The sequence below is a fragment of the uncultured Desulfovibrio sp. genome (assembly GCF_944324525.1).
Taxonomy (GTDB): domain Bacteria; phylum Desulfobacterota; class Desulfovibrionia; order Desulfovibrionales; family Desulfovibrionaceae; genus Desulfovibrio.
Genome location: NZ_CALUWS010000039.1, coordinates 1 through 24,116, shown reverse-complemented (window position 1 = coordinate 24,116; position 24,116 = coordinate 1). Strand labels below are relative to the sequence as shown.

Here is a 24,116-nt window from a genome sequence, read left to right as displayed (position 1 = left end):
TGTGCCCATACATTCCTTTCGGCAATCCATATTGCTGCCATTGTCATTTTTTACCTTTAATGAGTCCTGACCCTAGAAAGAAAGAACGCAAAAAAAGATGCCGCCGGAAGGCGACCACGCCTCACTGCTGGACAGCAGCAAACGACCAGCGGGAGAAGCATGCCTGTCCCCTATCGCTTCGCTGCATAACGAAAAGGAGACGTCGCTCCCCGCCTTTCAACGCGAAAGCCCCCAAAAATCCCATCAGCCCAGCGAGCCGGGACGCGGAGGCGATCCCCGCGCAGCGGGAGCGCCGCAGCAGGCGCGCATATCGCCCGCAGCGCGGGAAGATGCGCGCCGACTTGCCCCCTGCGGCGAGCGACGGACAAGGTACACGACATGCGACAGTGACGCCCGCCGCCACACGGGCAAGGGGAGTACGGGGGTCGTAGGGGGTGTAGAGGGGTTCCCCCTCTCACCCCCTGCCCCTCGCCGGGAGGCGACCACGCCCGAGTGCCGGGCAACAGCCGCCAGAAGGTGGCGGAAATCAAAAAGAAAGAACGCAAAAAAAGATGCCGCCGAAAGGCGACCACGCCCGAGTGCCGGGCTGAAGCCACCAGCCGGCGGCCCCCACAAAAAGGAGGCGGCCACTCCCCCATACAGGGCAGCAGCCGCCATCCAGAGACAAGCAGAAGAAAAAAAGAAAAAACTACCCGGCGACGCGCGGCAGGGTCACGGCGCCCTGCGGCATGACCGTGGTGGGCACGGCCAGACTGCCGCCGTGGAAGCCGGCGGCCAGTTCCAGCGCCTTGTCCAGACTGGCCACGACATGCAGACGGGTGGAGGCAAAGAGGGCCGGATCCATGTCCGTCACCAGGATGACGTTATGATGTTCCGCGGCTTCGGCCAGCAGGAAGCCCACATAACCGCCGATGGAGAAGGTCTCCCGCAGGGCCGCCTCCCGCGCGTGATGATCGGGGTAGGCGGTGAGCTGACGCTCGGTCTCGGCATTGCCGAAGCCGTCGGGATTGCGGGCCAGCAGGATCATGGTGCCGCCCTCTTCCACGGCCGCCAGCGCGTTGCTGAGCAGCTTGATCTCCTGAAAGACGTTCATGTCGCGGGGCGCGCCGCCCGCACTGGCCACCACCAGCGGCGTACGGCGGGGGATGGTCACGCGGTCCATGCGATCGACCAGCGCGCAGGCCGCGCGGTGGGCCGCCAGCCAGTGCCCGGCAAAGGCGGCGATGATCTCGGCCTTGGCGTTGGTGATGACGTTGAGGCTGAAACAGGGCTTGAGCAGGGCCGCGCCTTCGGCAAGGTCGGCCTGAAAGATGTTGTCCTCAAGGATGCCCGCGCGCACCAGCGGGTTGGTGCCGCTGTCCGCCGCGGCATTGAAGGCAAGATGATGGTGGCGCTGGATGGTCTCGTAGCCGCAGATGCCGGGCACCAGCATCTTGGGGCCGCCGCCGAAACCGGCGAGGAAATGAAAGACCACGCCGCCGCACAGGATGATCTTGTCCGCTTCCACGGCGGTCTTGTTGACCACGATGGGCGTGCCGCGCGAAGTCGTGCCCACCTGGACGAGGTCGGCCTCCTCGCGGCACTGATGATCCACGATGCGGATACGTCCGGCCACGTCAGCGGAGACGAGGCGGGCATGTTCTTCCGGGGTATGACGGCGATGCGCGCCCGTGGCCACCAGCAGGGTCATGTCCGCGTCGGGGATGCCGCAGGCGTTGAGCGCGGCCACCACTTCCGGCACATAGACCTGCGGCGACTGCCAGAGACGGGAAATGTCGGGGATGACGATGCAGACCTTTTCCCCGGGCTTGACTACGGCCTCCAGTGCCGGGGAATCCACGGGCTCGCGCAGGGCGCGGCGCACCACCTCCGCCGGCGGCAGAGACGGCAGGTCCACCGCATTGGGCAGCACTTCGGCGGCAAGGCAGCCGTCGGGCACATCAAGGAAGCATTGGCCATCGCCGTATTTCAGGACATGTCTGGACATGAACAAACTCCGTCGCTGAGGTGAGAGAAGGCACTATCCAAGCCGACGATGCGCGCAATGTCAAGCGTCGCCGCCCTCCTCCACCGGCGAAGACGCGCAGGACGGCAAAGGGCCGCCCCGTTACGGTCGGAGCGGCCCTCATGAGCAATTTCAGTTTGAAATGCTTCGCTTTCCAAAGCATACGACCTGTCGTTTCGCGGAAAAAAAGCGGTTTTCCCGCTCACTTTGGGCCGGGCGGCGCTGTGCCGCCGCCACGCGTTTTCCCTTTTTCAACGATAAAACGCTCATATGGCGGGCACAGGGAATGGGGAACTCCCGGCCGGGCCGCGATACGGAGCGCAAAACGCGCGTCAGGAACGGAAAACTCCGCACGAAAGGTCGGCTGACCGCTGGCGGGCGATCCAGCGGTCCACCACGGGGATGCCCTTGTCATCATCCACATCCAGCCAGTGGATGGGGCCTTCACGCAAAGGAAGGACCGCATGCCGGATGAAGCGCATGTGGATATTGGCGCTCATCTCGCGTCTGTTGCGGCTCACGGTCACGCAGCGGGCCGCGCCAAAAAAGTTGGTGCTCCCCTCCCGCTGGTCTTCAAGCGAGAGGTAAAGAAGCATGAGCGTGGAGGCGTCGATCTGCACATCCTTGAGCAAAGGATCATGATGCAGACGCACGAAAGCGCCGCCGGCGGAAATGTCCACGATCTCGGTACGGGCCTTCATTTCCGGCGTATAGCGGGAGATGGAGTCCAGCATGACCGCCCCCTCGACCGGCAAGACGGGCGCGAACCAGAAACAGGCCGCATAGAACTGCGCGGGCGAGGGGCAGTAGCGCGGATGCCGCCGCAGCTCGCGCTGCACACAACGAAACGGCGTCTTGATCTGCAGGGCAAGCAGCTCCCCCCCGGCGTCCGGCCAGATGGCCGCAGCCCCTTCAGGTGCGGGACCGGCCGCCATGAGCGTCGTCTTGCTGTAAAAGCCGTACCGGCGTCCCGTAAGCCGCTCCTGGGTCGTCAGCATGAGATCGCCGGCCGAAAGAGGCATGCGCATGTCCGCCCCCTCGACGGGCTGACCGGGTTCCGGCTCCCTGACCTTGAAATACAGACTGCATTCCTGCTGCGCGAAAGGCTGCGGCAGTGCAGCCGCCCGGCACAGCAGCGTGGCGCGGTCTCTGTCCATCTCCAGGAGACGGCACTCCACAGGCCCCAGCTCGCGAGGCCGGTCAGGATAACTGAGGCAGATGAAGGCCCGTTGCTGTATGGCGCACAGCAGGGCCGTCGTGATGGGCGGACACCACAGGCAAAGATTCTCTTCGCTGGAAGAAGGCTGATTTTGTTCTGTCATCATGGCATGTTCCGTTTCCGAGGGTGTAGCCCATACCACCGGCGCTGTAAAGGCGCTCTCCCCCGGCCCGCCGCCTGACAGGCCGCGGCAAGGAGAAAAGCGGCAAGAGATGCAAAACGCCCCGGCGGGATCGCCGGGGCGTCAGTGGTGTCGGAGGAAACGAAGAACGGCTTACCGGGGCGTGTCGGACGCCGGCATGGCCGGAGCCGTGGCCGCGGTCTCCTCGGGCGTCAGCAGCAGTTCGCGCCGGGCCTCGGGAGCAAGGTACTTGCGGGCGGCCTCCTGTACGTCGGCAGGCGTGAGCCGGGAGGCCTTTTCCAGCACGTCCCGCCGGAAGGTCTCCGGCAGGCCGAGGATGGCCAGAGTGGCGCTTTCCGTAGAACGGGCCCCGAGGCTCTGGCGGCCGCGATGGTATTCCCCTTCCAGACGGTTAAGGCCCTTTTCCAGCAGGGCCGCGGGCAGGGGGTTCTGCCGCACGTCCTCGATGATGCCGGCAAAGCCCTTGCGCGCCTGCTCCACCTTGTCCGGCGTCGTCCCGATATAGAAGGCCATGAGGCCGGCCTCCGGCAGGCTCTGGTAGAAGGAGGTCACGGTGTAGCCGAGGCCCTGCTCGTCACGCATCTTGCTGAACAGCAGGCCGCTCTGCCCCGACAGGATGGCGTCCAGCAGCATGAGCGCGGGCGCATCGGGGTGATCCTGCGGCACAGTGGGGAAGACCTGCAGCAGATAGGCCTGATTGCGTCCCGGCGAGTGGATGCCCAGCGACGTTTCCTCCGTCCAGCGGGGATCGCTCACCGTGCCCGAGGAGGCTGCCGCGGGCACCGGAAGCTGAGCCGCCCAGGCCTTGACGGCGGCCGGATCAAAGTCGCCGGTCAGCGTGAGCACCCACGGCAGGGAGGACTGCCGCTTCCAGTAGTTCACCAGATTTTCCCGCGTGAAGCCGTCCAGATTGGCCGGCGTGCCGAGGCTGTCGAAGCCGTAGCAGTGCTGCGGGAAAAGGAAGGGCCGCACCCGCGCGAAGAGCAGGGCCTGCGGATTGTCCTGCCGCCGGGCCAGCGCGGCCTTCATGTTCTGCACCTGGCGCTCCATATCCTTCTTTTCAAAGCGCGGCGAGCGCAGCATGCTGTCGAGCTGCTGAAAATACTCGTGCGTGAAGCGGGCCGGGCCGCTCATGTCCACGGCAAAGGTCTGCAGCCCCGCCGAGGCGGAAAGCTGGGCAGCCCGTTCCGAGAACCAGCGTTCCACGGCCTGCGCGTCCTTGTCGCCGTAACCGTCGGTCAGCGTGCGGGCCGTCAGCTCGGCGAGTCCCTGATGCTGCGGCACAAGCAGCGCATTGCCGCCGCCCTGACGGAAACTGAGCGCCACATACGGTACCGTGGCGTCCCGCTGCAGGATGAGCGTACGCCCCTGCCCCAGATCGATGGTCTGGGTCGCCGCCACGCCTGTCTCCGCCGCCACGGCGGAATCTTGCGCCGCAGCGGCCTTCCAGTTGCGGTCCAGGATGGCTTCCAGATCGGGGATCTGGGCATCCTGCGGCACGAGGACGCGCACGCGCACCTGCTCCGGCCTGATCCACTGCTGCAGGGCCTTCTCCAGACGCAGGCCGTCCACCGAGGAGAGGGCGCTGCGCAGGTTGCGCTCGCCCTCGCGTCCGCCCAGCTCGAATTGCACCGTCCCTCGCCACGAGGCCAGCCCGTTCAGGGTCTCCCCGGCACGGTCCACGGAATCGGCCAGATTGAAGCGGGCGCGCTCGATGGCGTCCTTGGGGAAGTCCTTGCCGTTCAGACCGGCAAGATCGCGCGTCAGGCCGTCCCAGAGGCTTTCCAGATTGTTCGCGTCCAGCGTGGCCGTCAGATAGACGAGCCCTGCCCGCCGCAGGCTCATGTTGCCCATGGCGATGCTGTCCACAAGGCGCTTTTCGTATTGGTATTTGCGGTAAAAGGTCGAGGTGCCGTCCCCGCCGAGGACATAGGTCAGCACGTCCAGATCCACGGAGCGGATATCCGGCAGACCCGGCGCAGGCAGGGCAAGCCCCAGATAGACCTTGCTCCACGGGCCGCGCACGACCTCCACACGGGGGCCGCCGGGCGCGCGCGCAAGATCCACAGGGGCGGGAGCCGTGAGGTCGGCGGTATTCTTCAGGCCGCCAAACAGCTTTTCGGCATGGGCAAGCACCTGCTGCGGCTCGATGTCGCCCGCCACCAGCAGCAGCATGTTCTGCGGCTGATACCAGGTGGCGATGTAGTCGCGCAGATCCTGCACCGTGACGGCCCGGATGGTCTCCTCAAAGCCGATGATGGGCCGCCCGTAGACGCTGTTTTTCAGGCCCGACACCTGCAGGGCTTCAAACAGACGCCGGCGCGGCTCGTCATCGTCCCCCTGCAGTTCGGAAACGATCACGTTCTTTTCGCTTTCCAGCTCGTCGGCGTCCAGCGTGGCGTTGAAGGCCATGTCCCGCACCACGTCCATGCCGGTCCGCCAGTGCTTGGCGGGCATGTCCGTAAGATAATAGGTCATGTCGAAGGACGTGGCGGCATTGAGGTAACCGCCCAGCTCTTCCACATCCTGCGCGATCTGCCCCTTGGGACGGTCTTTCGTCCCCTTGAAGACCATGTGCTCGAGCACATGGCTGATGCCGGCCTGCCCGGGCAGCTCGTTGGCCGAGCCCGTGCCCACATAAAGACGGGTGCAGACCAGCGGGAAACGTGCGTCCTTGATGATATAGACCGTCAGGCCGTTTTTCAGGCGAGTCAGCATCTCCTCACCCTGTTTCAGTTGTTGGACGGCGGCAACGCCGGCCTTGCCGGACGTTTCGGATGCGGCGGCGGCCCGTTCCGGCGCGGCGGCGACGCCCAGCGCCATGCAGACGGCCAGCCAGCCTGCCAAAAGTGTTTTTGTCATAGGATCTCCCCGGCACTGTCGTGCCGTCAGCGTTGGAACGGCGTATCTTACCCGCGCCCCGCAATGCTGGCAAGCGGCAAGATGCCCGTCGCGTCGGCCGCACCGCGTCGGCGGCAGCTCTAAGACTCTTTCATCTCGGGCCGATAAGAAGTAATTGGAGGCAGGCGGTCGAAGATGCCGCGCCGCCCCCCTTCGGAGGTAAGAGAATGAAACTGGCCGTCAAACTGAGTCTGAGCGTCGCCCTGAGCGCCTGCGGCGCCGTCGTGCTTGCCCTGCTCTCGTACCTGGGAGCCGACGCCATCCGGCAGTCGGTTGCCGACGTTTCGCGCACCGTCATGCCGACCGCCGCCGCATCTGGACACCTGGCGGCCATGCTGGGCGATCTGCGCACTGTGGAACTGCAGATCGCCTTTGCCCCGACGGAAGCGGCACGACAGGAAGCCACCCGTCAGGGCAGCGAACTGCTTGACGGTCTGCGCAAGGCCATCAGCGCCTTTCCCGTACAGGCCGGCGCCGTAAAAGCCGCCGGCGGCACGGCCATCGTGCAGCAGGCCGGCGAGCTTTCCAAAGAGCTGCGCCGCAAAGGCCCCGTTGACGCCACGGCGGAAGAATCCGCCTACCCGCGGTACTGGGGCGTTTGCAAGGCCACACTGGAACACTACATGGACGGATACGCCCAGCTTGCCTCCCTGCTGGAGCGGCAGCAGCAGCTCACCCCGGAGGAGCTGCAGCAGACGGTCTTCAATCAGAATGGCGGCGCCTACCGGGCGGCCCGTGATCTCCTTGTGGAGCTCTTTGCCCACAGCAGCCGCATCGCCGAAGAACGTGCCCAGGCATCCCTGCACCGGACGCAAGCCACGCAGCGCTATATCCTCCTGACGCTCGGCATCACCGTGCTCGTCACCGTAATCTTCACCGCCTGGATCATCCGGGACACCCTGCGCAAGCTGGGCAAGGACCCCGACGAACTCATGGCCGTGACCGACCTCATCGCCCAGGGCCGGCTGGACATCGCCGACGACGGCGAATCCTACGGCGTCTTCGCCAATATCATCAAGATGTCCATCAATCTCTTCGAGCATATGCGCAAGGCGCAGGACGAAGCCTACAAGGCCTGGGAAGAGTCCGCCCTCGCGCAGGAGGCCATGCAGAAGGCTGAAGCCGCACAGGCCTATGCCGAGCGCGCCCGCAAGGAAGGCATGCTCAACGCCGCCACCCAGATATCCACCATCGTGCAGACCCTCACCGCCGCCATCGAGCACTTCTCGCAGCAGATCACCCAGGCGCGCGAAGGCTCCGCCACCCAGGCCTCCCGCATCACCGAGACGGCCGCGGCCATGGAGCAGATGAATACGTCCGTGGCCGATGTGGCCCATAACGCCGACGCCGGGGCCGAGGCCGCCCAGGAGACCCGCAAAAAGGCCGAACAGGGGCGCGAGACCGTCAATCGCTGCGCGGCCAGCATCAACAACGTGCGGGATCATGCCGCCGCGCTCAAGGGCGATATGGAAGCCCTCGCTCAGCACGCCAGCAGCATCGGAGAGATCATGGGCGTCATCAGTGACATCGCCGACCAGACCAATCTGTTGGCGCTCAATGCCGCCATCGAAGCGGCCCGCGCCGGGGAAGCCGGACGCGGTTTTGCCGTGGTGGCCGACGAAGTGCGCAAGCTGGCCGAAAAGACCATGTCCTCGGCCGGGACCGTCCATACCGCTGTGACCAGCATCCAGCAGAGCACCCGTACCAGCGTCGAACAAATGGAAGTCTCCATGAAGCTGGTGGAAGAATCCACCGAGCTTGCCGAAGCCTCGGACGCCGCTCTCGTGGACATCGTGACCACCATCGGACGGGCCGTGGATCAGGTGAAGGCCATTGCCGACGCCAGCGAACAGCAATCCAGCTCCAGCACGGCCATCACCCAGAACATCCAGCACGTCAGCGACATTGCCGAAGGCAACGCCCAAGCCATGCTGGATGCCGCCAACAGCCTCCTCGAAGTCATGGAGCAGGTGCAGATCCTCCGCGATCTGGTGGACGAACTCATCGAAAAGTCCGGCGATACCCGCGGCAGGCAGCCCCAGGCAGCCGCACAGCCGGATATACCGCTGGACGCCAAGTCCTAATATCTGAAAGGACTGTTTTTTTGCGGGGGAAAGGAGGGGGCTTTTTGCAAAAAGCCCCCTCCTTTCCCCCGCACCCCCTTTCCTCCCGCAAAAAATCTTGTTCTGGGGGATGGCGGACAACGCTCCCCGACAGGCCGTCCCCTGACCGCAGGTCCCCCGACAGCATGGCCCCTCTCAAGCAAGGCATCTTCACGGCGTAGAACTTATCAGCCGGGATACGTCGCTTTTTTCCTCATGGCATGACTGTCAGGAACCGGGGAAAGTCTGTGCGCCACGACAGGAAGATGCTCTTCGGCCGTAGACCCCGGCGATATGCCGGAAACGCCCCACAGGGCGAGGTCTCTTCACGACGTGGAGCTTGTCAGTTGGATCACACCGCTTTTTTCTTCATGATACGATTATCGGGAACTAAGGAACGCCTGTGCGCCACGACGACGTGACATTCGCGTAATAAAGCGCGTTGGGGGAAGGGATGGGGGGCGTGGGGGGAAGGGGAACACCCTTGCGCACTAACGAGCGACCCAACGGGCGGCCCATAAGGCCGTGCCCGTTAGGCGACGCAGGAGCCTTACGGGCATCGACAGCAACGCAGGGGGTTCCCCTTCCCCCCAAATAAACAATGAGTAGACAGCGGCAACAGAGCTAGCCGCCGAGGTAGGCCTCTTTGACCTTGGGGTTTTCCAGCAGTTCCTGTCCGGTCCCTTCCAGCACCACGCGGCCCACTTCCAGTATGTAGGCGTAATGGGCCACGTTGAGGGCCGCATAGGCGTTCTGTTCCACCAGCAGAACGGTCATGCCCTGTTCATTGATGCGGCGGACGATGTTGAAGATCTCCCGCACCAGCAGCGGCGCGAGCCCGAGCGAAGGTTCGTCCAGCATGAGCATGTCCGGCCGGCTCATAAGTGCCCGGCCCACGGCCAGCATCTGCTGTTCGCCGCCGGAAAGCGTGCCGCCCTTCTGCCAGAGGCGTTCGCGCAGACGGGGGAAGAGCTCATACACGCGTTCCATATCCGCCTTGATGCCGTCCTGGTCGTTACGGATATACGCGCCAAGCCGCAGGTTTTCTTCCACCGTCAGATGCGGCAGGATGCGCCGTCCTTCCGGGGAGAGGGAAATGCCCTGCCGCACCATGTCTTCAGGCTTGAGCCCCATGAGGGAAACGGGCGTGTCGCCTTCCCGGCGGGTGAACGTCATTTCGCCGCTGATGGTCTTGTTCAGCCCGGCGATGGAACGGATGATGCTGCTCTTGCCCGCGCCATTGGCGCCCACCAGCGTAACGATGCTGCCGCGCTTGATGGACAGATTCACACCCTGTACGGCCTGGATCCCGCCGTAGCGTACATGCAGGTCACGAATTTCAAGCATGGTTCACCTCGTCCCCCAGATAAGCGCGTATCACTTCGGGATTGCTGCGGATGGCGTCGGGGTCGCCCTCAGCGATGAGCGAGCCGTATTCCATGACCCAGATGTAGCTGCACACGCCCATGACGACCTTCATGTCATGTTCGATGAGCAGGATGGTCAGATCGAATTCGTCGCGGATATGCCCGATGAAGTGCATGAGATCAAGGCTTTCCTGCGGATTCATGCCGGCGGCGGGCTCATCGAGCAGCAGCATCTTGGGTTCCGTGGCCAGGGCGCGGGCGATCTCCAGACGGCGCTGCGCCCCATAGGGCAGGCTGCAAGCCTTCTCGTCCTTGTAGGCGAGCAGGTCAAGACGTTCCACCAGGCGCAGGGCCTTTTCCCGGATGGCTTCTTCCTCGCGGTAGTACATGGGCAGGCCGAGGGGGGCCATCCACCACGGCATGCGGCGGCGCACATGACAGCCCACCATCACGTTTTCCAGCACCGACATCTGCGCGGAGAGCCGGATGTTCTGGAAGGTGCGGGCAATGCCCAGACGGCAGACACGATTGGGCGCGAGCCCCTTGATATTCTGCTTTTCAAAGATGACCTGCCCTTCCTGCGGCGTATAGAAGCCGCTCAGGACGTTGAACAGGGTCGTCTTGCCCGCGCCGTTGGGCCCGATGACGCCCACGATGCTGCCGCGCGGGATGGCCAGCGACATCTCCGAAACGGCCGTCACCCCGCCGAAGCGCATGGTCACGTCCTCAGCGCGCAAAAGGATATCGCTGCCGCTCATGCCTTCTTCCTCCCCAGACGGCGCAAGCTCTTCCAGGTGAGCTCCCGCGTGCCCATGATGCCCTCGCGCCGGAACAGGATGATGAGCAGCAGGATCAGCGAAAAGACCACCATACGCATGCCGGGGATGCCCGGGATCTCGAAGAGGCCGAAATCCATGGGTTCCTCGATGGCGCGCAGCCACTCGAGCAGCACGGTGATGATGCCCGCGCCCAGCAGGCTGCCCGTCAGGGAACCGAGCCCGCCGGCCACCACGAACATGAGCACGTTGAAGGTCAACAGGAAATTGAACATCTTCGGGTCGATGGTGGAGAGGTGGCTGCCCAGCAGCGCCCCGCCCACGCCGGCAAAGAAGGCGCCCAGACAGAAGGACAGCACCTTGTAGTTGAAGACGTTGATCCCCATGACGTTGGCGGCTATCTCGTTGTCTCGTATGCAGCGCAACACGTTGCCGAAGTTGCCGAAAAGCAGGCGCGCCAGCACGATGAGCGTGACGATCATCCAGGCGTAGCAGGTCAGCAGCGTCGCTTCGGCGGGTATGCCCTTGATGCCCAGCGAACCGTTGGTGATGGAGGACATGTTGACGATGAACACGCGGATGATCTCCGCAAAGCCCAGCGTGGCGATGCCAAGGTAGTCATCCCCCAGACGCAACACGGGTACGGCGATGACGAAGGCAAAGAGCATGGCGACCACGCCCCCGGCCAGCACCGCCACCCAGAAGGGCGTATGCAGGACGGAGAAGGGCCAGATGATGGGATCGAGTATCCACATCATCTCCTTTTGCTCGGGCAGCAGAGTGCAGAGCGCGCCCACATAGGCCCCGATGGCCATGAAGCCCGCATGCCCCAGAGAGAACAGCCCGGTAAAGCCGTAAATGAGGTTGAGCGACAGGGCAAGGATGGCGTTGATGAAGATGAGCTTGACGATGTAAATCTGATAGTCGCCAATAAGTCCGTGGCGTTCCACCAGCCAGAGAGCTCCTCCGACCAGCAGGATGAGCAGGATGTTGGCGAGTGTGGTGAAGTTCAGGCGCATCAGATCTTCTCCTTCATGCGTTCGCCCAGCAGACCGGTAGGCTTGACCACCAGCACCAGCACCAGCAGGACGAAGGCGAAGGCGTCACGGTAGCCGGACAGTTCCGGCAGGAAGGCCACGGTCATGATCTCCACAAATCCCAGAGCAAGGCCGCCGATGACCGCCCCCTGGATGGAGCCGATGCCGCCGAAGACCGCCGCGATGAAGGCCTTGAGGCCGGGCATGATGCCCATGTAGGGATGCACCTGCGGATAGCGCAGGGCCCACATGATGCCCGAGGCAGCGGCCAGCGCCGAACCGATGCAGAAGGTGAAGGCGATGATGTTGTCCACCCGCACCCCCATGAGGCGCGTGGTTTCGATGTCCTTGGAAATGGCGCGCATGGCCAGGCCGGGCTTGGTCTTGTAGACCACATAGAGCAGCACCGCCACGAGGATGGCCGTCATCACGGGAACGAAGGCCGTGAGCTTGAGGATGCGGACCTGTCCGAGCTGCCATTCCGAGATCAGCCATTCCGGCTGCAGCACGGGGCGCGGCTGCCCGGAAAAGACCACCACGGCAAGACTTTCAATAAAAAAGGAGACGGCGATGGCGCTGATGAGCGCCGAGATGCGCGGCGCTTCGCGCAGGGGACGGTAGGCCACGCGCTCGATGGCCACGCCGATGATGCTGGCCCCCACGATGGCCAGGATGGCCGCCAGGCCCCAGGGCCAGCCGTAGGCAAAGGTGCCGAAAAAGACGAAATAGGCCCCGACCATCAAAATATCGCCGTGGGCAAAGTTGATCAGCCGCAAAATGCCGTAGACCATGGTGTAGCCGATGGCTATGAGCGCATAGAGCGACCCCAGCGTCAGGGCATTGAAACAGTGCTGAAAAAACATTTCAAGGGTCATGAGGCCACCTGGACGTTGAGGCCCGCCGGAACTTCCGCCCCGGCGGGCCGTGTTGAAGGAAAGAGAGAGCTTACTGCTTGGGCGTCACTTCGCCCACATAGACGCGCTTGCCATCCTTGTACTCGATGATGCCCACGGGCATTTCGGCGTCATGCGTGGCGTTGACGGACACCGTGCCCAGCGGGGTCACCAGATCCTTGGTGGCGGCCAGCGCCTTGGTGATGGCTTCGGGATCGGCGGAACCGGCGCGCTTGATGGCGTCGTAGATCATGAAATAGCTGTTGTAGCCCAGAGCGCCGTTCACGTTGGTGTCCTTTTCAGGATAGGCGGCCTTCCAGGCGTCGGTGAACTTCTTGGCTTCCCCGCTCATGGTGGGCATGGTGGGGTCATAGGGGAAGGTGGTGTGCAGGAAGCCTTCGGACGCCTTGCCCGCCAGCTTCACGGTGTCGGGGTTGTCCATGGCGTCCGCGCCCATGAGGCGGAAGGTCGCGCCCAGCTCGCGGGCCTGCTTCATGATGATGGCGCCCTCGGCGAAGTAGGCGGGCATGAACACGATGTCAGGCTTCTTGGCGATGAGTTCGGTGATCTGGGCCGTGAAATCCTGGTCGCCGGAGCTGTACTTGAGGTTGGCCACCACTTCGCCGCCCAGCTTCTTGAAGGAACGGGAGAAGAAGTTGGCAAGGCCCACGGCGTAGTCGTTGGTCATGTCCATGAGCACGGCGGCCTTCTTGAAGCCGAGGTTCTCAAAGGCGTAGGTGGCCGCGGCGGCGCCCTGGTAGGGGTCGATGAAGCAGGCGCGGAAGTAGTACTTCTTGCCCATGGTCACCAGCGGGTTGGTGCAGGAGGTGCCCACGCCGGGGATCTTGGCCTTTTCGGTGATCTCCGCGCCGGCCATGGCCAGCGAGGAGCCGTAGGTGCCGATGAGGGCGACCACCTTGTCCCGTTCGGTCAGGCGCTTCACGGCATTGGCGGCCTCGACCTTGTCGGACTTGTTGTCCACCACCACCAGCTCGATGGGACGGTCAAGCACGGTGGGCATCTGTTTGTGCGCGAGCTGGATGCCTTCCAGTTCCAGCTGTCCGCCAAAGGCATTCTGACCGGTCAGCGGCAGGTACACGCCGATTTTGATCGGTTCCGCAGCCACAGCCTGGCCGGCAAAGCCGAGCGTCAGGGCCAGCATGGCCAGTCCAGCGAGACGTTTGCCCAACTTCATAGGTGAATCTCCCGTAATTGTGGGTGAATGGAATTAACTTGGCAACATACGTTTGCCGCCTTTGGTCACCCTACACGATTTTTTCCAGTCTGCAAAGCGGTCAGGGGCCCGTCCGGGCAGAGATTTTTCCTCGCCGCGTCAACGCCGGCAGGGGCGCACGCCGCCGGGAAGCCGCCTCTTGACGCCCTGCCCTCTGTGCGTGATGATAGTCCCTTCCCCTACGCACGACCCACGCACAACAAGGTTTCGTATGAACTACGCCGACGATTCCGTCGCCCGCAAGCATGCCCGCAGCATCGCGGCCGTCCTCAGCGACGACAATCACATCATCAACGTCAAGACCTTCGTCATCGCCGCGCGCTACCTCAGCTTCAAGGCGGCGGCCAAGAACCTTTGCCTGACGCCCGGCGCGGTGAGCCACCGCATCGCGCGGCTGGAGGAAGTCCTCGGCTTTCCCCTCTTCAACCGCCTGACGCGTTCGGTGACGCTGACCGTGGAAGGCGAGCGCCTGCGCGAGGTCTACGAGGCGGCCCTGGCCAAGATGCACGCGGAGGTCAACCGCCTGCTCGACAGTGACGGCCTGTCGAGCCTGACCATCTATGCCCATCCCAGCATCGCGCTGGGCTGGCTGCTGCCGCGGCTGCCCGAATTCCAGACCGCGCACCCGAGCCTGCAGATCACCGTCCACACCGGCAACACGCCCACGGACTTCTCCCACGAGTCCGGGGTGGATGTGGCGCTCTATTACGGCAGCGGTTCCTTCACCGGCCTGGAATCCCGCAAGATCATGGACGAGCGCGCCGTGCCCGTCTGTACCCCCGCCTACGCCGAAGCGCATGACCTCTACGGTCACCCGGAACATCTGGAAAGCTGCACCCTGCTGCATGACTGCGCGCCCTGGCACTACAGCACGGTCACGGCCGAATGGCAGGAATGGGCCCAAAAAAACGCGCTCAATCTGGGCAAAGCGCATACCATGACGCTGGACACGGCCTACGGCGCGGCGCTGGCCGCCTCCTACGGCCTGGGGGTCGCGCTGGGGCGCACCCGCCTCATGGAAAGCCTGCTGCGGGAAAAGCGCCTGATCATGCCCTTCCCCGATCTGCAGCCGGTCACGACGGAGCACGCGTATTACGCCGTCTGGCCGCGCACCCGCCAGCCTTCCGCCATCCTGCTGGCCTTCCTGCACTGGCTGGACGCTTCGGAGGCTGCCTGAGAGGCGTTCCCCGGCCCGCCGGACACGTCCCCCCGCATGGCCGCGGCCACCCATACGCCCGCCGCACCGCCCGATGGTCGCGGCTGAGGGAATTCTCTTTCCCGTCAGTCTCCTCATCCCTTCCTCCGCACGCTTCCTTGAGGAGGATGGACGAGGAAGACGGTACACCGTTCGCCTTGTCCGCTGCTTTCCCGGCGGCAAAAAAGGACGCCCTCTCGCCAGACAGCGAGGCAACGTCCCCTCTTCTCTTGCTGACCGCCATACCGTATCCGCGCTGGAAAATACCCGACCCCCTGCGTAAACGGACGGCCGTCTTTGACGCATGTGCAACGTCTCCGCCCTCTTGCCTGCCGGAACGCGCCTGCGTTCCCGCGCTGACGGCACAAAAGCGCAAAGCGGGTCCGCTTTACGCGCATGCCGCAAGGCCTTCATGCCCGGTCGCGGGCAAGAGCCCTGGCGCGCGACACAAAAAAAGCCTTGCATCTTGAATTTTCCCCATCAGGACATACTCTCTGCATAACAGCCCTCTCCTTCCCCGCCGTCGCGGCAGCATGCGCGAAGTCCCAGACGGGCATGGCCGCCGTCTGCCGGGACGGCATACCCGCCAGCAAGGGAGCCCTCATGGAATTTCTGCCCCGCACCCTGCTTTATTATATGCTGTCGCATGGGTATCTGTATTCCGCTCTGCTGCGCCATACGAAAAAACGCCGCCTTGTCCTGGCGGCGTTTCCGTTTTTCGTGGCCATGGGCCTGTTTCCGTATATCCACGGCCTGCTGCCCGACGGCAGCATGGCGCAGAAGATTTTTGCGCGCACGGGCGCCGTCTGGCAGCCGCTGGCTTTTTTCTGCCTGCTGGCTGCTCTCGGCAAGGATCTCTCCGCCTTGGGCGGACGGCTGGGACGCGGACGCTCTGCGCGCCCGGGCAAGCCCCTCTCCCCGGCGGCGCGGCGCAAGCTGCTGCTCCTGCTGCTTGTCTGCGCCGGGCTCTACGCGTATGGCCTCCATGAGGCGCACGATCTGAAAGTACGCCGTCTGGAGCTGCCGCTGTCCCCGAAAGAGGGAGCGGAGCGGCTGCGCATCGTCTTTGCCGCGGACCTGCACATCGGCCCGCAAACGGGCACACCCTTCCTGCGGCGGACCGTGGACGCCATCAACGCCCAAACGCCGGACATCATCCTGCTGGGGGGCGACATCCTCGATGACGCCCTGCAGGGGACATCCGCTGATCGGGATGCCCTGCGGCAGCTCCGGGCCCGACTCGGCGTCTTTGCCGTGCTGGGCAATCACGATGCCTTCGGCGGCCATGACCGCGCACTGGCCTTTGTGGAAAGTTGCGGCATCCGTGTGCTGGCTGACGAGCTGCTGCCGCTGGGCCCCCTCACCCTGCTCGGCATAGATGATCCCGACGTGCGCGCCCAGAAGGGGAATGCGGACGTTGACGTGACCGCGCTGACAGCAGGCCGTCCTTCCGGCTCGCCGCTGGTGCTGCTGACGCATCGTCCGCACCTGCTGCCGGGCAGCGTAGGCCATTTTGATCTGCAATTGTCGGGACATACGCACGGCGGCCAGATCGGCGTGGTCGAACCCTTGCTGGAGCGAACCTATGGAGCGCCCACGGGGCTTTCCCGGCATACCGCCGAGGCAGGGGAAAGCCTGGTGTACGTGACCACGGGCGTAGGTTTTTCCAAGCTCCCCATTCGGCTTGGCGCGGCCCCGGAGATCGTGGTCATCGACCTTGTGCGCGCTGCGGACGCCGCCAGACCATAAACGGGGACCCGCCCACCGCATCAGCCTGGCCCTTCTGTGCCCGTCCCCCTGCGCTTTCCATCCACGCAAGGGAACGTCAACTCGCTTTTGGGGCCTTCCGCACAAATTTTACAAATAATTTCAATAGATAATATTGAAAGGCTGTATACGCTCCGCCTGCTTTTGAGGGCGGGGTGGCCTCGCGTCCCAGACCCTTCCCCAGTAAAAGCGCGCTGGGGAAGGGATGGGGGCTTGAGGGGAAGGGGGAGCGACCAAATGGCGGCCGCAGGCCGTGTCCGTTAGGCGACGCAGGAGCCTTACGGGCATCGACAGCAGAGCGAGGAGGTTCCCTTCCCCCCTAACAGGAAACGAATAGTGCTAACAGGCCCTAGAATTTGTACATGACGCCGAGACTGAGGCTGTACTTTTCGCTGCTTTCCACCATGGGGCTGTCGGTGATTTCCTGATTCAGGAAAAGCGCCCGGGCCGAAGCAAAACCGCTGACGTGCTCCGTGAACTGCATGCGCGCCGTTACGCCCGCGTAGGGAGAGATGCAGCCTTCAGGGCTATACTCGCTAAAGCCGCTCTGCCGGGCTTCGCTGGCCTTCACCCCGTAATAATAGTCATTGTAGTTGGTATCCGTCCATTGCAGGCCCACCGTGGGCACCAGCGCCACCCGGGAAAGACGGAAGGGATAGCTGTAGCTCGCGTCCAGAATGATCCCGTTGCTGTAACCCAGCACATCCGTTGAGGCGGTCGCGGCCACGATGCCGTAAGGCGTCATGATGCGTGTATTGAGCCCGGCAAGCATGCTGGAATAGCGGTCGTCAAGGCGGCGCATGGCCCAGTCGTCGCTGTTGTCGGCATAAAAATGCTGCGGCAGATACGAAAGCTGGGCATTGAGCTCAAACCAGGACGTGCGGAACAGGTGCAGCCCCCCGGATACGCCGCGCAGATAGAAGTGTTCCCCCTCGTAGCCCAGAAGCGGCAGCGTGCTGCCTGCCAGCTTGGTGTCCTTGTATTCCGAGGTGATGACGGTGCCGCCGATGCCGATGTCAAACCCCGACAGCACGGCGTTGATGCTGTCGAAGAAGGAGGTCTTCCCTCCTTCGGCTCGCACGGGGAAAGCCATTGCCAGACTGCACACCAGACAGATCAGCGCAGCGCGCACATATCGCATGCCGGACTCCTTGCATGTTTTTCGCCCTGCCGGTCCGCGCACCTTTCGGCAGAAGCGCCCGTGCCCACCGATGAGCGTAGGGCGAAACACGATGATGGGATCGGGCGGGTTTCCGCAACCGTGCGCGGCAGCGAAACCCCGCCAGCCTGCCGGGGCGCAGCGGGCCGCGGCATCGCACAGGCGCCGTCAGTATGATCGGGCCTGCAAAAGGCTGCCCTCCTCCGGTGTCGCGACACACGGAAAAGGGCAGCCACATGGTCGTTCCAGTTTAGAGCATTTCCCGTTTGAAACGCTCTAGCGGAGCTCCGACTACCGCCGGTGGGCAGATCTCCGCCGTCATGCTTTTTTCGACAGCAGGCCGCGTCAGATGCGGATACTGTCGCGGATGTCCTCCAGACGGTTGCGGGCGAACATGAGATAGGAAATGATCAGTTCGCCGGAATTGAAGGACGAGGTGATGTACAACGGATCATACACGCAGATCTTGTCCAGATACTCCAGGGCGGCCTGCATGTTCTCCTCATTGTTCTTGTCGCGGATCTCGGGATAGAGTTCATACAGCGCCTTCATGAAGTCCCGGATGACCAGCACCATGCCCTGCGCTTCGTAGATGCGGTTATCCAGCGTGGCGAAGGAAAGATTCTGGGCATCCGACAGCAGGCCCAGAGCGTAGCCGAGCATATCCTGCCCCACCACCACGTTGAGGGAGGCATAGAGATCGTCGGTGCGGCAATTGTAGACGGCCTTCCCCGCATCCAGAGCGGCCTTGTACTTTTCCACCAGCTTCAGGCCCTTCTCGTACTGCCCTTCGGCGGAAGGGAACATGAAGCTGCGCGGGTCGATGGCAAAATTATTGAGGCGGGCATTGTACAGGTCCGCATTTTCCCGGTCATTGGCGCCCAGCTTGGCGATCTCCTTGGAGTACAGATCCATGAGGACCTTGGTGGCGTGGTAGACGCCGTACTGGCGGTAAGCGCGGTTATCCAGGATGAAGCGGTTGAACAGGATGTCGTTCATGGTCCAGCCGAAGGTCGAATCCAGTTCGCGGCGCAGCTGATGCGTGATGGCGTCCACCAGCAGTTTGCCCTTTTCGTTTTCCGGCAGCTTGGCGGCATTTTCCGGCAGGCTCACCGCCTCGGGAAAGGTGGTACGGTCGATCTTTCCATACAGGGTCTGTGCTCCCCACATGAGGAGGAGGATCCCGATAAAAAGACAGACCTGTACGGCAAGCGTCTTGACGACGACGCGGATCTTGCTCATGGCGTTCATCTATGACTCCTTCGTCTGGCGTATGCCGCCCGGCGGCGGGAAAGGTAGTTTATCCTAACGAAAAAAGCGGCTACGGGCAATTCCGTAACCGCTTATTTTCTATGGCGCGCCCGAAGAGATTCGAACTCCTGGCCTACAGGTTCGTAGCCTGTTGCTCTATCCAGCTGAGCTACGAGCGCATGAGTTTGTTTCTACTTGCTTTCCTCGTTGTCGTCAACACTTTTTTTCGTGTTTTTTCTTTTTTTTTATGGCGCGCCCGAAGAGATTCGAACTCCTGGCCTACAGGTTCGTAGCCTGTTGCTCTATCCAGCTGAGCTACGAGCGCGTGACACGATTCCGCAAGCAGAACGGAAAACTAGGCAGCCTCGATGCCGTTGACGGCGCGAGACAGACGGGAAACCTTGCGAGCAGCCTTCTTCCAGTGCAGGGAGCCCTTACCGGCAGCCTTGGCGAGGACGGAAGCGGCAACGCTCAGCGCGGCATTGGCCTGTTCTTTGTCCTTGCTCTGGATAGCGGCGCGCACATTCTTGATGGCGTTCTTCACGCGGGTACGGGCAGCACGATTGCGCGCAGCACGCTTCAGGCTCTGCTTGTGACGTTTGATGGCAGACTTATGGTTAGCCACGACGATCCTCCAATCAGTTGACCCGCCATGCGGCAGGATGATTTCTCGTTGCGAACGAGGATAACTAGCCCCGTTCCGTCAGAAAGTCAAGCATTTTCCCGCTGCCTTGCAAAAAAATTTTCCTAAGCCGGCAACAGGCGCTTTGCTGACGGATGGCCTCCGCCAAAGCGGCGGCAGGCGGGGCGCGTCGGCGGCAGGCACAGGCCACCGGCGCGCCCCCCGCGCCGTTTTCGAGCATTTTCCGTGTGAAACGCTGTGCGTTTCACACATATGGTCTGTCGTTTCGCGGAAAAACAGCGGTTTTTCCGCTCACGTCAGGCCGGGCGGCGCTGTACGCCGCCGCGCATCTTGCTTTTTTCAAAGGCAAAACGTTCTTAGATCTGCAGGGCGGCAAAATCCGCCAGCCGGGCAAAACGCGACCCGAGCGCATTGAGCATGGCCAGGCGGTTCTTCCGCAGATCGGCTTCCTCGGCCATGACCATGACGCCGTCAAAAAAGGCGTCCACAGCGGGGCGCACTTCCTCCAGCGCGGCCAGCACGGCGGCATGTTCGCCCTTTTCCAGCAGGGCATCCAGACGCGGCAACAGCTCTTCCAGCGTGGCGGCCAGCGCCTTTTCCGGCGCTTCCCGCAGCAGGGAGGCCTCCCACGTCAGGCCGGGGCAGTCGCCCGCCTGCTTGCGCAGGATATTGGAGACGCGCTTGAAGGTCTGCACCGCCGCGGCGTAGCCCGCCGTACGGCTGAAATCCCGCAGGGCGGCCAGACGCGCCGCGCAGGAAGGCACATCGGCAAGCCCGGCGCCCAGCGCCGCGTCCACGAGCAGCGTGTCCTCGCCGTGGCTCTGCCAGTAATTGCGCAGGCGCGCGGTAAAGAACTCCAGCAGCTTGTCCAGCGCCTCGTCCCGGCCGAGCTTCCATTGCCGCTCCCCGTACAGCTCCTGCGCGCGGGCAAAAAGTTCGCGCACATCCAGCCGCAGGCCGAACTCCAGCATGATGCGGATGATGCCCAGCGCGCAGCGGCGCAATCCATTGGGGTCGGCCGCGCCGGTGGGGATCATGCCCAGGCCGAAGCAGCCGGCCAGCGTGTCCGCCTTGTCCGCCAGCGAAAGCAGCGCCCCGGCCAGACTGGACGGCAGCGGCGAATCCGGCCCGGCAGGCAGGTACTGCTCGCGCAGGGCCTGCGCCACCACGGCGTTCTCGCCCTTGCGCTCGGCGTAGATGCCGCCCATGATCCCCTGCAGGGTATCGAATTCGCCCACCATGCCGCTGACCAGATCCGCCTTGGAGAGGCGTCCGGCGCGGGCCGCGTCGGCAGCGTCCACCCTGCCGGCGGCAGCGGTCTCCGCCAGCCAGCGGCACAGCGCTTCCAGACGGCGGGTCTTGTCGGCCATGCTGCCCAGTCGGGCGATGAAGATGACGTGTTCCAGCTTCTCCAGCCAGGTGTCCAATTTCTCCCGCAGGTCCTGATGCCAGAAGAAGCGGGCATCCTCCAGACGGGCGCGCAGCACGCGCTCCCAGCCGTGCTTGACCACGGACATGTCCTGCGGCGTCAGGTTGAGCACCGTCAGGAAATGCGGCATGAGCTTGCCGTCCGGCCCTTCGATGCCGAAACTCTTCTGGTGGCTCTCCATGCTGGTCAGCAGCACCTCGGCCGGGACTTCCAGATAGGCGGGGTCAAAATCGCCCAGCAGCGGCACGGGGTGTTCCACCAGCCCCTGCACCTCTTCCAGCAGTCCGTCACGCCAGAGCACCTTGCCGCCGGCGGCCTGCGCCAGCTCGTTGCCGCCCTTCACGATGATCTCCCGGCGGGCGGCCGGGTCCACGGTGATGGCGCACTGTCCGGCCACGACGGACAGATAGTCCGACGCACGGGCGATGCTGAACGGGCCGGGCCCGTGGATGCGGTGGCCGCAGGTCTCACGCCCGGACGCGACCGGCCCCACGCTGAAGGGGATGACCTCCTCGTCCAGCAGGGCCACGATCCAGCGCAGAGGCCGCGCATAGGCCAGCGTATGCGCTCCCCAGCGCATGCGCTTGGCAAAGGGGAGGCTCGTGATGACGGCCGGGCAGATCTGCGCCAGCAGATCGCGTACCGCCGCCCCGCCCGTACGCTTGCGCACCGCCACATATTCGCCCTTGTCCGTCTGGATGCGGTAGACGTCCGCCACCGTCAGGCCATGCGTGCGCGCAAAGCCTTCAAGAGCCTTGGTCGGCTTGCCGGAGGCGTCATAGGCGGCGCGCACCGGCGGGCCGGAGACTTCCTCCTCCCGTTCCTGCTGGACGGGATCCACATTCTCGATGATGACCGCGGCGCGCCGGGGCGTGCTCATGACCCGCAGTTCGCCGTAAGCCACGGCGGCCTCATCCAGCGCGGCCCGAAAACGGGCGGCAAGTTCCGCCTCTTCCACAGGCAGGAAACGGGAAGGCAGTTCTTCGCTGCCGATTTCAAGTACAAAGGTCGCCATGACTATTTCGCCCCCTTGAGCATGGGATAGCCCATTTCCTCGCGCTGGGCCGCATACAGTTTTGCCACACCGGCGGCCAGAGCGCGAACTCTGCCGATATATCCGGTGCGCTCGGTGATGGAGATGGCCCCGCGCGCGTCCAGCAGATTGAACGTATGCGAGCACTTCAGGCAGTAATCATAGGCAGGCCACGGCAGGTTGCACTCCAGCATGGCCTTGCACTGCCCTTCAAAGTCGTTGAAATGCCGCAGGAGCATCTCCGCATTGCTGACCTCGAAATTATGGCGGGACTGCTCCACCTCGTTCTGATGGTAGATGTCCCCGTAAGTGACGTTCTCATTCCACTTGAGATCGTACACGGACTCCACGCCCTGCAGATACATGGTCAGGCGCTCCAGTCCGTAAGTCAGCTCCACGCTCACCGGCGCAAGGTCGATGCCGCCCACCTGCTGGAAATAAGTGAACTGGCTCACTTCCATACCGTTGAGCCAGACTTCCCAGCCCAGCCCCCAGGCGCCCAGCGTGGGAGACTCCCAGTCGTCCTCCACGAAACGGATGTCATGCCGGGAAGGATCGATGCCCAGTTCCGCCAAACTGCCCAGGTAGAGATCCTGGATATTCTCCGGCGAGGGCTTCATGATGACCTGGAACTGGAAATACCGCTGCAGGCGGTTGGGGTTCTCCCCGTAACGACCGTCCGTGGGACGGCGCGAAGGCTCCACATAGGCCACGTTCCAGGGCTCGGGCCCGATGACCCGCAAAAAGGTATGGGGATTGAAAGTCCCGGCCCCGCATTCCACGCCCGAGGGCTGCTCCACCACGCACCCCTGCCTGGCCCAGTAATGCTGCAGGGTGAGGATGACATCCTGAAAATACATACCTTGTCCTTTGTCTGAAAGTCATTTTCCGTGCTTTCCCGGCCAAGTCCGGGATGGCCACGCCGAAAATGCGTTTTTGCTCCTGTCTCGGCAGCCCGGGGATGGTCTGGCGTCCGGGGGCTCACGCCTCCGCCATTTTCCGTATGAAGCGTTCTAAACGCGCCGGAAATAGCTGCCCTCCCAGGCAAGCCCCAGATGATACTGCACGAATCCGTCAATAGCGCGGGCGCAGGCCCGGCGGATCTCGCCCGGCAGCTCATCCGTCGGCCACCGGGAAGGAAATTCTTGCTGCACGGCGCGCAAAAGGTCAAGCCCCCCGGACGGCATGACGACCCCGTAACGACTGATTTCCTGCCGCTGCACCCGGCAGCGCGGGCACAGCACCAGACCCTCGTCCACCGAGAACAGTCCGCCATTCTCCAGCGTGCCGCCACAACGCCCGCACTGCGCCAGCCCCGGCGCAAAGCCCAGCGCCCCGGCCAGACGCAGCCGGAAGAACAAGGGCAGCAGCCCCGGCAGCCGTTCGCTATTGTCCAGCGTGGCACGCAGATCCTCCAGCAGGGCAAAGACCTCGGGCGCGGCTTCCTCGCTCACGCCCAGCGCCTCCGTAAAGCGCAGGCAGTTGGTCGCCAGCCCCATGCGCCGCCAGTCCGTCCGCAAACGCTGCGGGCCCGCCGCTAAAGTCGCCTCCTCCAGATTGAGGAAACGCCCGTCACGCGAGCTCCGTATCCGGCAGCGCAGCGTGTTCCAGACGTCGAGGCAGCCGCAGAACCGTCTACGGCTCCGGCTCCCCCCAAAGGCAAAGACCGTCAGCATCCCCCGCGTGCGGCACAACAGCCGCAGCCAGACATCCGCCTCCCGAAACGGCCCCATGCGCAGCACCAGCGCCTGTTCATTCCATTCCATGATTTTTTTCTGTGGGGGAAGGGGGACTTTTTGAAAAAAGTCCCCCTTCCCCCACACCCCCAACCCTTCAAAAACGTTTGCCAAGGTCGCTGATGAAGCACACCGCTCCCACAGCCCTCACCCCGCTCCGCCGTCCCCCGGCGGCACGAAAAAAGCACGCTCGGGACAGGCTCCACCTTCGGGCCTTTCGGATTTTT

17 protein-coding genes and 2 tRNA genes are annotated in these 24,116 nt (G+C 63.6%); 3 read left to right on the top strand and 16 right to left on the bottom strand.

What is annotated here, in order from left to right:
- Positions 1–688: 688 nt before the first annotated feature.
- The 3 genes from larA to Q0K12_RS09665 form a co-directional block, all read right to left on the bottom strand.
- The gene (gene larA / locus Q0K12_RS09675; RefSeq protein WP_297262405.1) at positions 689–1,987 is read right to left on the bottom strand and encodes a nickel-dependent lactate racemase; all 1,299 of its coding nucleotides are present in this window, start codon (positions 1,985–1,987) and stop codon (positions 689–691) included.
- A 350-nt stretch (positions 1,988–2,337) separates the two neighbouring features.
- Positions 2,338–3,330 (bottom strand): hypothetical protein, encoded by a 993-nt coding sequence (locus Q0K12_RS09670; RefSeq protein ID WP_297262403.1) that lies wholly within the window; start codon positions 3,328–3,330, stop codon positions 2,338–2,340.
- A gap of 168 nt (positions 3,331–3,498) precedes the next feature.
- Positions 3,499–6,228, bottom strand: a complete 2,730-nt coding sequence (locus Q0K12_RS09665; protein WP_297262401.1) for a pitrilysin family protein — start codon at positions 6,226–6,228, stop codon at positions 3,499–3,501.
- 206 nt (positions 6,229–6,434) lie between these two features.
- Between Q0K12_RS09665 and Q0K12_RS09660 the strand changes: the two genes are divergently transcribed.
- Positions 6,435–8,351, top strand: coding sequence for a methyl-accepting chemotaxis protein (locus tag Q0K12_RS09660; RefSeq protein WP_297262399.1), 1,917 nt, complete (start codon positions 6,435–6,437; stop codon positions 8,349–8,351).
- 642 nt (positions 8,352–8,993) lie between these two features.
- Here Q0K12_RS09660 and Q0K12_RS09655 read toward each other — a convergent pair.
- The 5 genes from Q0K12_RS09655 to Q0K12_RS09635 form a co-directional block, all read right to left on the bottom strand.
- The gene (locus tag Q0K12_RS09655) at positions 8,994–9,716 is read right to left on the bottom strand and encodes an ABC transporter ATP-binding protein (RefSeq protein ID WP_297262398.1); all 723 of its coding nucleotides are present in this window, start codon (positions 9,714–9,716) and stop codon (positions 8,994–8,996) included.
- Positions 9,709–10,494, bottom strand: coding sequence for an ABC transporter ATP-binding protein (locus Q0K12_RS09650; RefSeq protein ID WP_297262397.1), 786 nt, complete (start codon positions 10,492–10,494; stop codon positions 9,709–9,711). The genes Q0K12_RS09655 and Q0K12_RS09650 overlap by 8 nt, the downstream gene beginning before the upstream one ends.
- Complete coding sequence (locus tag Q0K12_RS09645) at positions 10,491–11,531, bottom strand: branched-chain amino acid ABC transporter permease (protein ID WP_297262395.1); 1,041 nt, start codon at positions 11,529–11,531, stop codon at positions 10,491–10,493. Before Q0K12_RS09645 ends, Q0K12_RS09650 begins: the two co-directional genes overlap by 4 nt.
- A complete protein-coding gene (locus Q0K12_RS09640) occupies positions 11,531–12,424 on the bottom strand; it encodes a branched-chain amino acid ABC transporter permease (RefSeq protein ID WP_297262393.1) in 894 nt (297 codons plus the stop codon). Before Q0K12_RS09640 ends, Q0K12_RS09645 begins: the two co-directional genes overlap by 1 nt.
- A gap of 70 nt (positions 12,425–12,494) precedes the next feature.
- On the bottom strand, positions 12,495–13,637 hold the full coding sequence (locus Q0K12_RS09635) for an ABC transporter substrate-binding protein (RefSeq protein ID WP_297262391.1): 1,143 nt from the start codon (positions 13,635–13,637) through the stop codon (positions 12,495–12,497).
- A 250-nt stretch (positions 13,638–13,887) separates the two neighbouring features.
- On the opposite strand from Q0K12_RS09635, the gene Q0K12_RS09630 reads away from it, so the two are divergent.
- Together Q0K12_RS09630 and Q0K12_RS09625 are read left to right on the top strand one after the other, a co-directional pair.
- On the top strand, positions 13,888–14,853 hold the full coding sequence (locus tag Q0K12_RS09630) for a LysR substrate-binding domain-containing protein (protein WP_297262389.1): 966 nt from the start codon (positions 13,888–13,890) through the stop codon (positions 14,851–14,853).
- 621 nt (positions 14,854–15,474) lie between these two features.
- Entirely contained in the window at positions 15,475–16,620 is a 1,146-nt protein-coding gene (locus Q0K12_RS09625; RefSeq protein WP_297262387.1) for a metallophosphoesterase, read from the top strand.
- A gap of 367 nt (positions 16,621–16,987) precedes the next feature.
- Here the strand turns inward: Q0K12_RS09625 and Q0K12_RS09620 are convergent, their stop codons facing one another.
- The 8 genes from Q0K12_RS09620 to Q0K12_RS09585 form a co-directional block, all read right to left on the bottom strand.
- Positions 16,988–17,779: a MipA/OmpV family protein gene (locus Q0K12_RS09620; protein WP_297262385.1), complete on the bottom strand. Its 792-nt coding sequence runs from the start codon at positions 17,777–17,779 to the stop codon at positions 16,988–16,990.
- A gap of 363 nt (positions 17,780–18,142) precedes the next feature.
- Complete coding sequence (locus Q0K12_RS09615; RefSeq protein WP_297262383.1) at positions 18,143–19,048, bottom strand: DUF2333 family protein; 906 nt, start codon at positions 19,046–19,048, stop codon at positions 18,143–18,145.
- 102 nt (positions 19,049–19,150) lie between these two features.
- Positions 19,151–19,227, bottom strand: a tRNA-Arg gene (locus tag Q0K12_RS09610).
- A gap of 69 nt (positions 19,228–19,296) precedes the next feature.
- Positions 19,297–19,373, bottom strand: a tRNA-Arg gene (locus Q0K12_RS09605).
- Positions 19,374–19,403: 30 nt separating this feature from the next.
- Positions 19,404–19,673 (bottom strand): 30S ribosomal protein S20, encoded by a 270-nt coding sequence (gene rpsT / locus Q0K12_RS09600; protein ID WP_297262381.1) that lies wholly within the window; start codon positions 19,671–19,673, stop codon positions 19,404–19,406.
- A 374-nt stretch (positions 19,674–20,047) separates the two neighbouring features.
- Positions 20,048–22,135, bottom strand: coding sequence for a glycine--tRNA ligase subunit beta (gene glyS / locus Q0K12_RS09595; protein WP_297262379.1), 2,088 nt, complete (start codon positions 22,133–22,135; stop codon positions 20,048–20,050).
- A gap of 2 nt (positions 22,136–22,137) precedes the next feature.
- Entirely contained in the window at positions 22,138–23,013 is an 876-nt protein-coding gene (gene glyQ, locus Q0K12_RS09590; protein WP_297229480.1) for a glycine--tRNA ligase subunit alpha, read from the bottom strand.
- Positions 23,014–23,166: 153 nt separating this feature from the next.
- Complete coding sequence (locus Q0K12_RS09585; protein ID WP_297262377.1) at positions 23,167–23,919, bottom strand: DNA repair protein RecO C-terminal domain-containing protein; 753 nt, start codon at positions 23,917–23,919, stop codon at positions 23,167–23,169.
- Positions 23,920–24,116 lie beyond the last annotated feature (197 nt).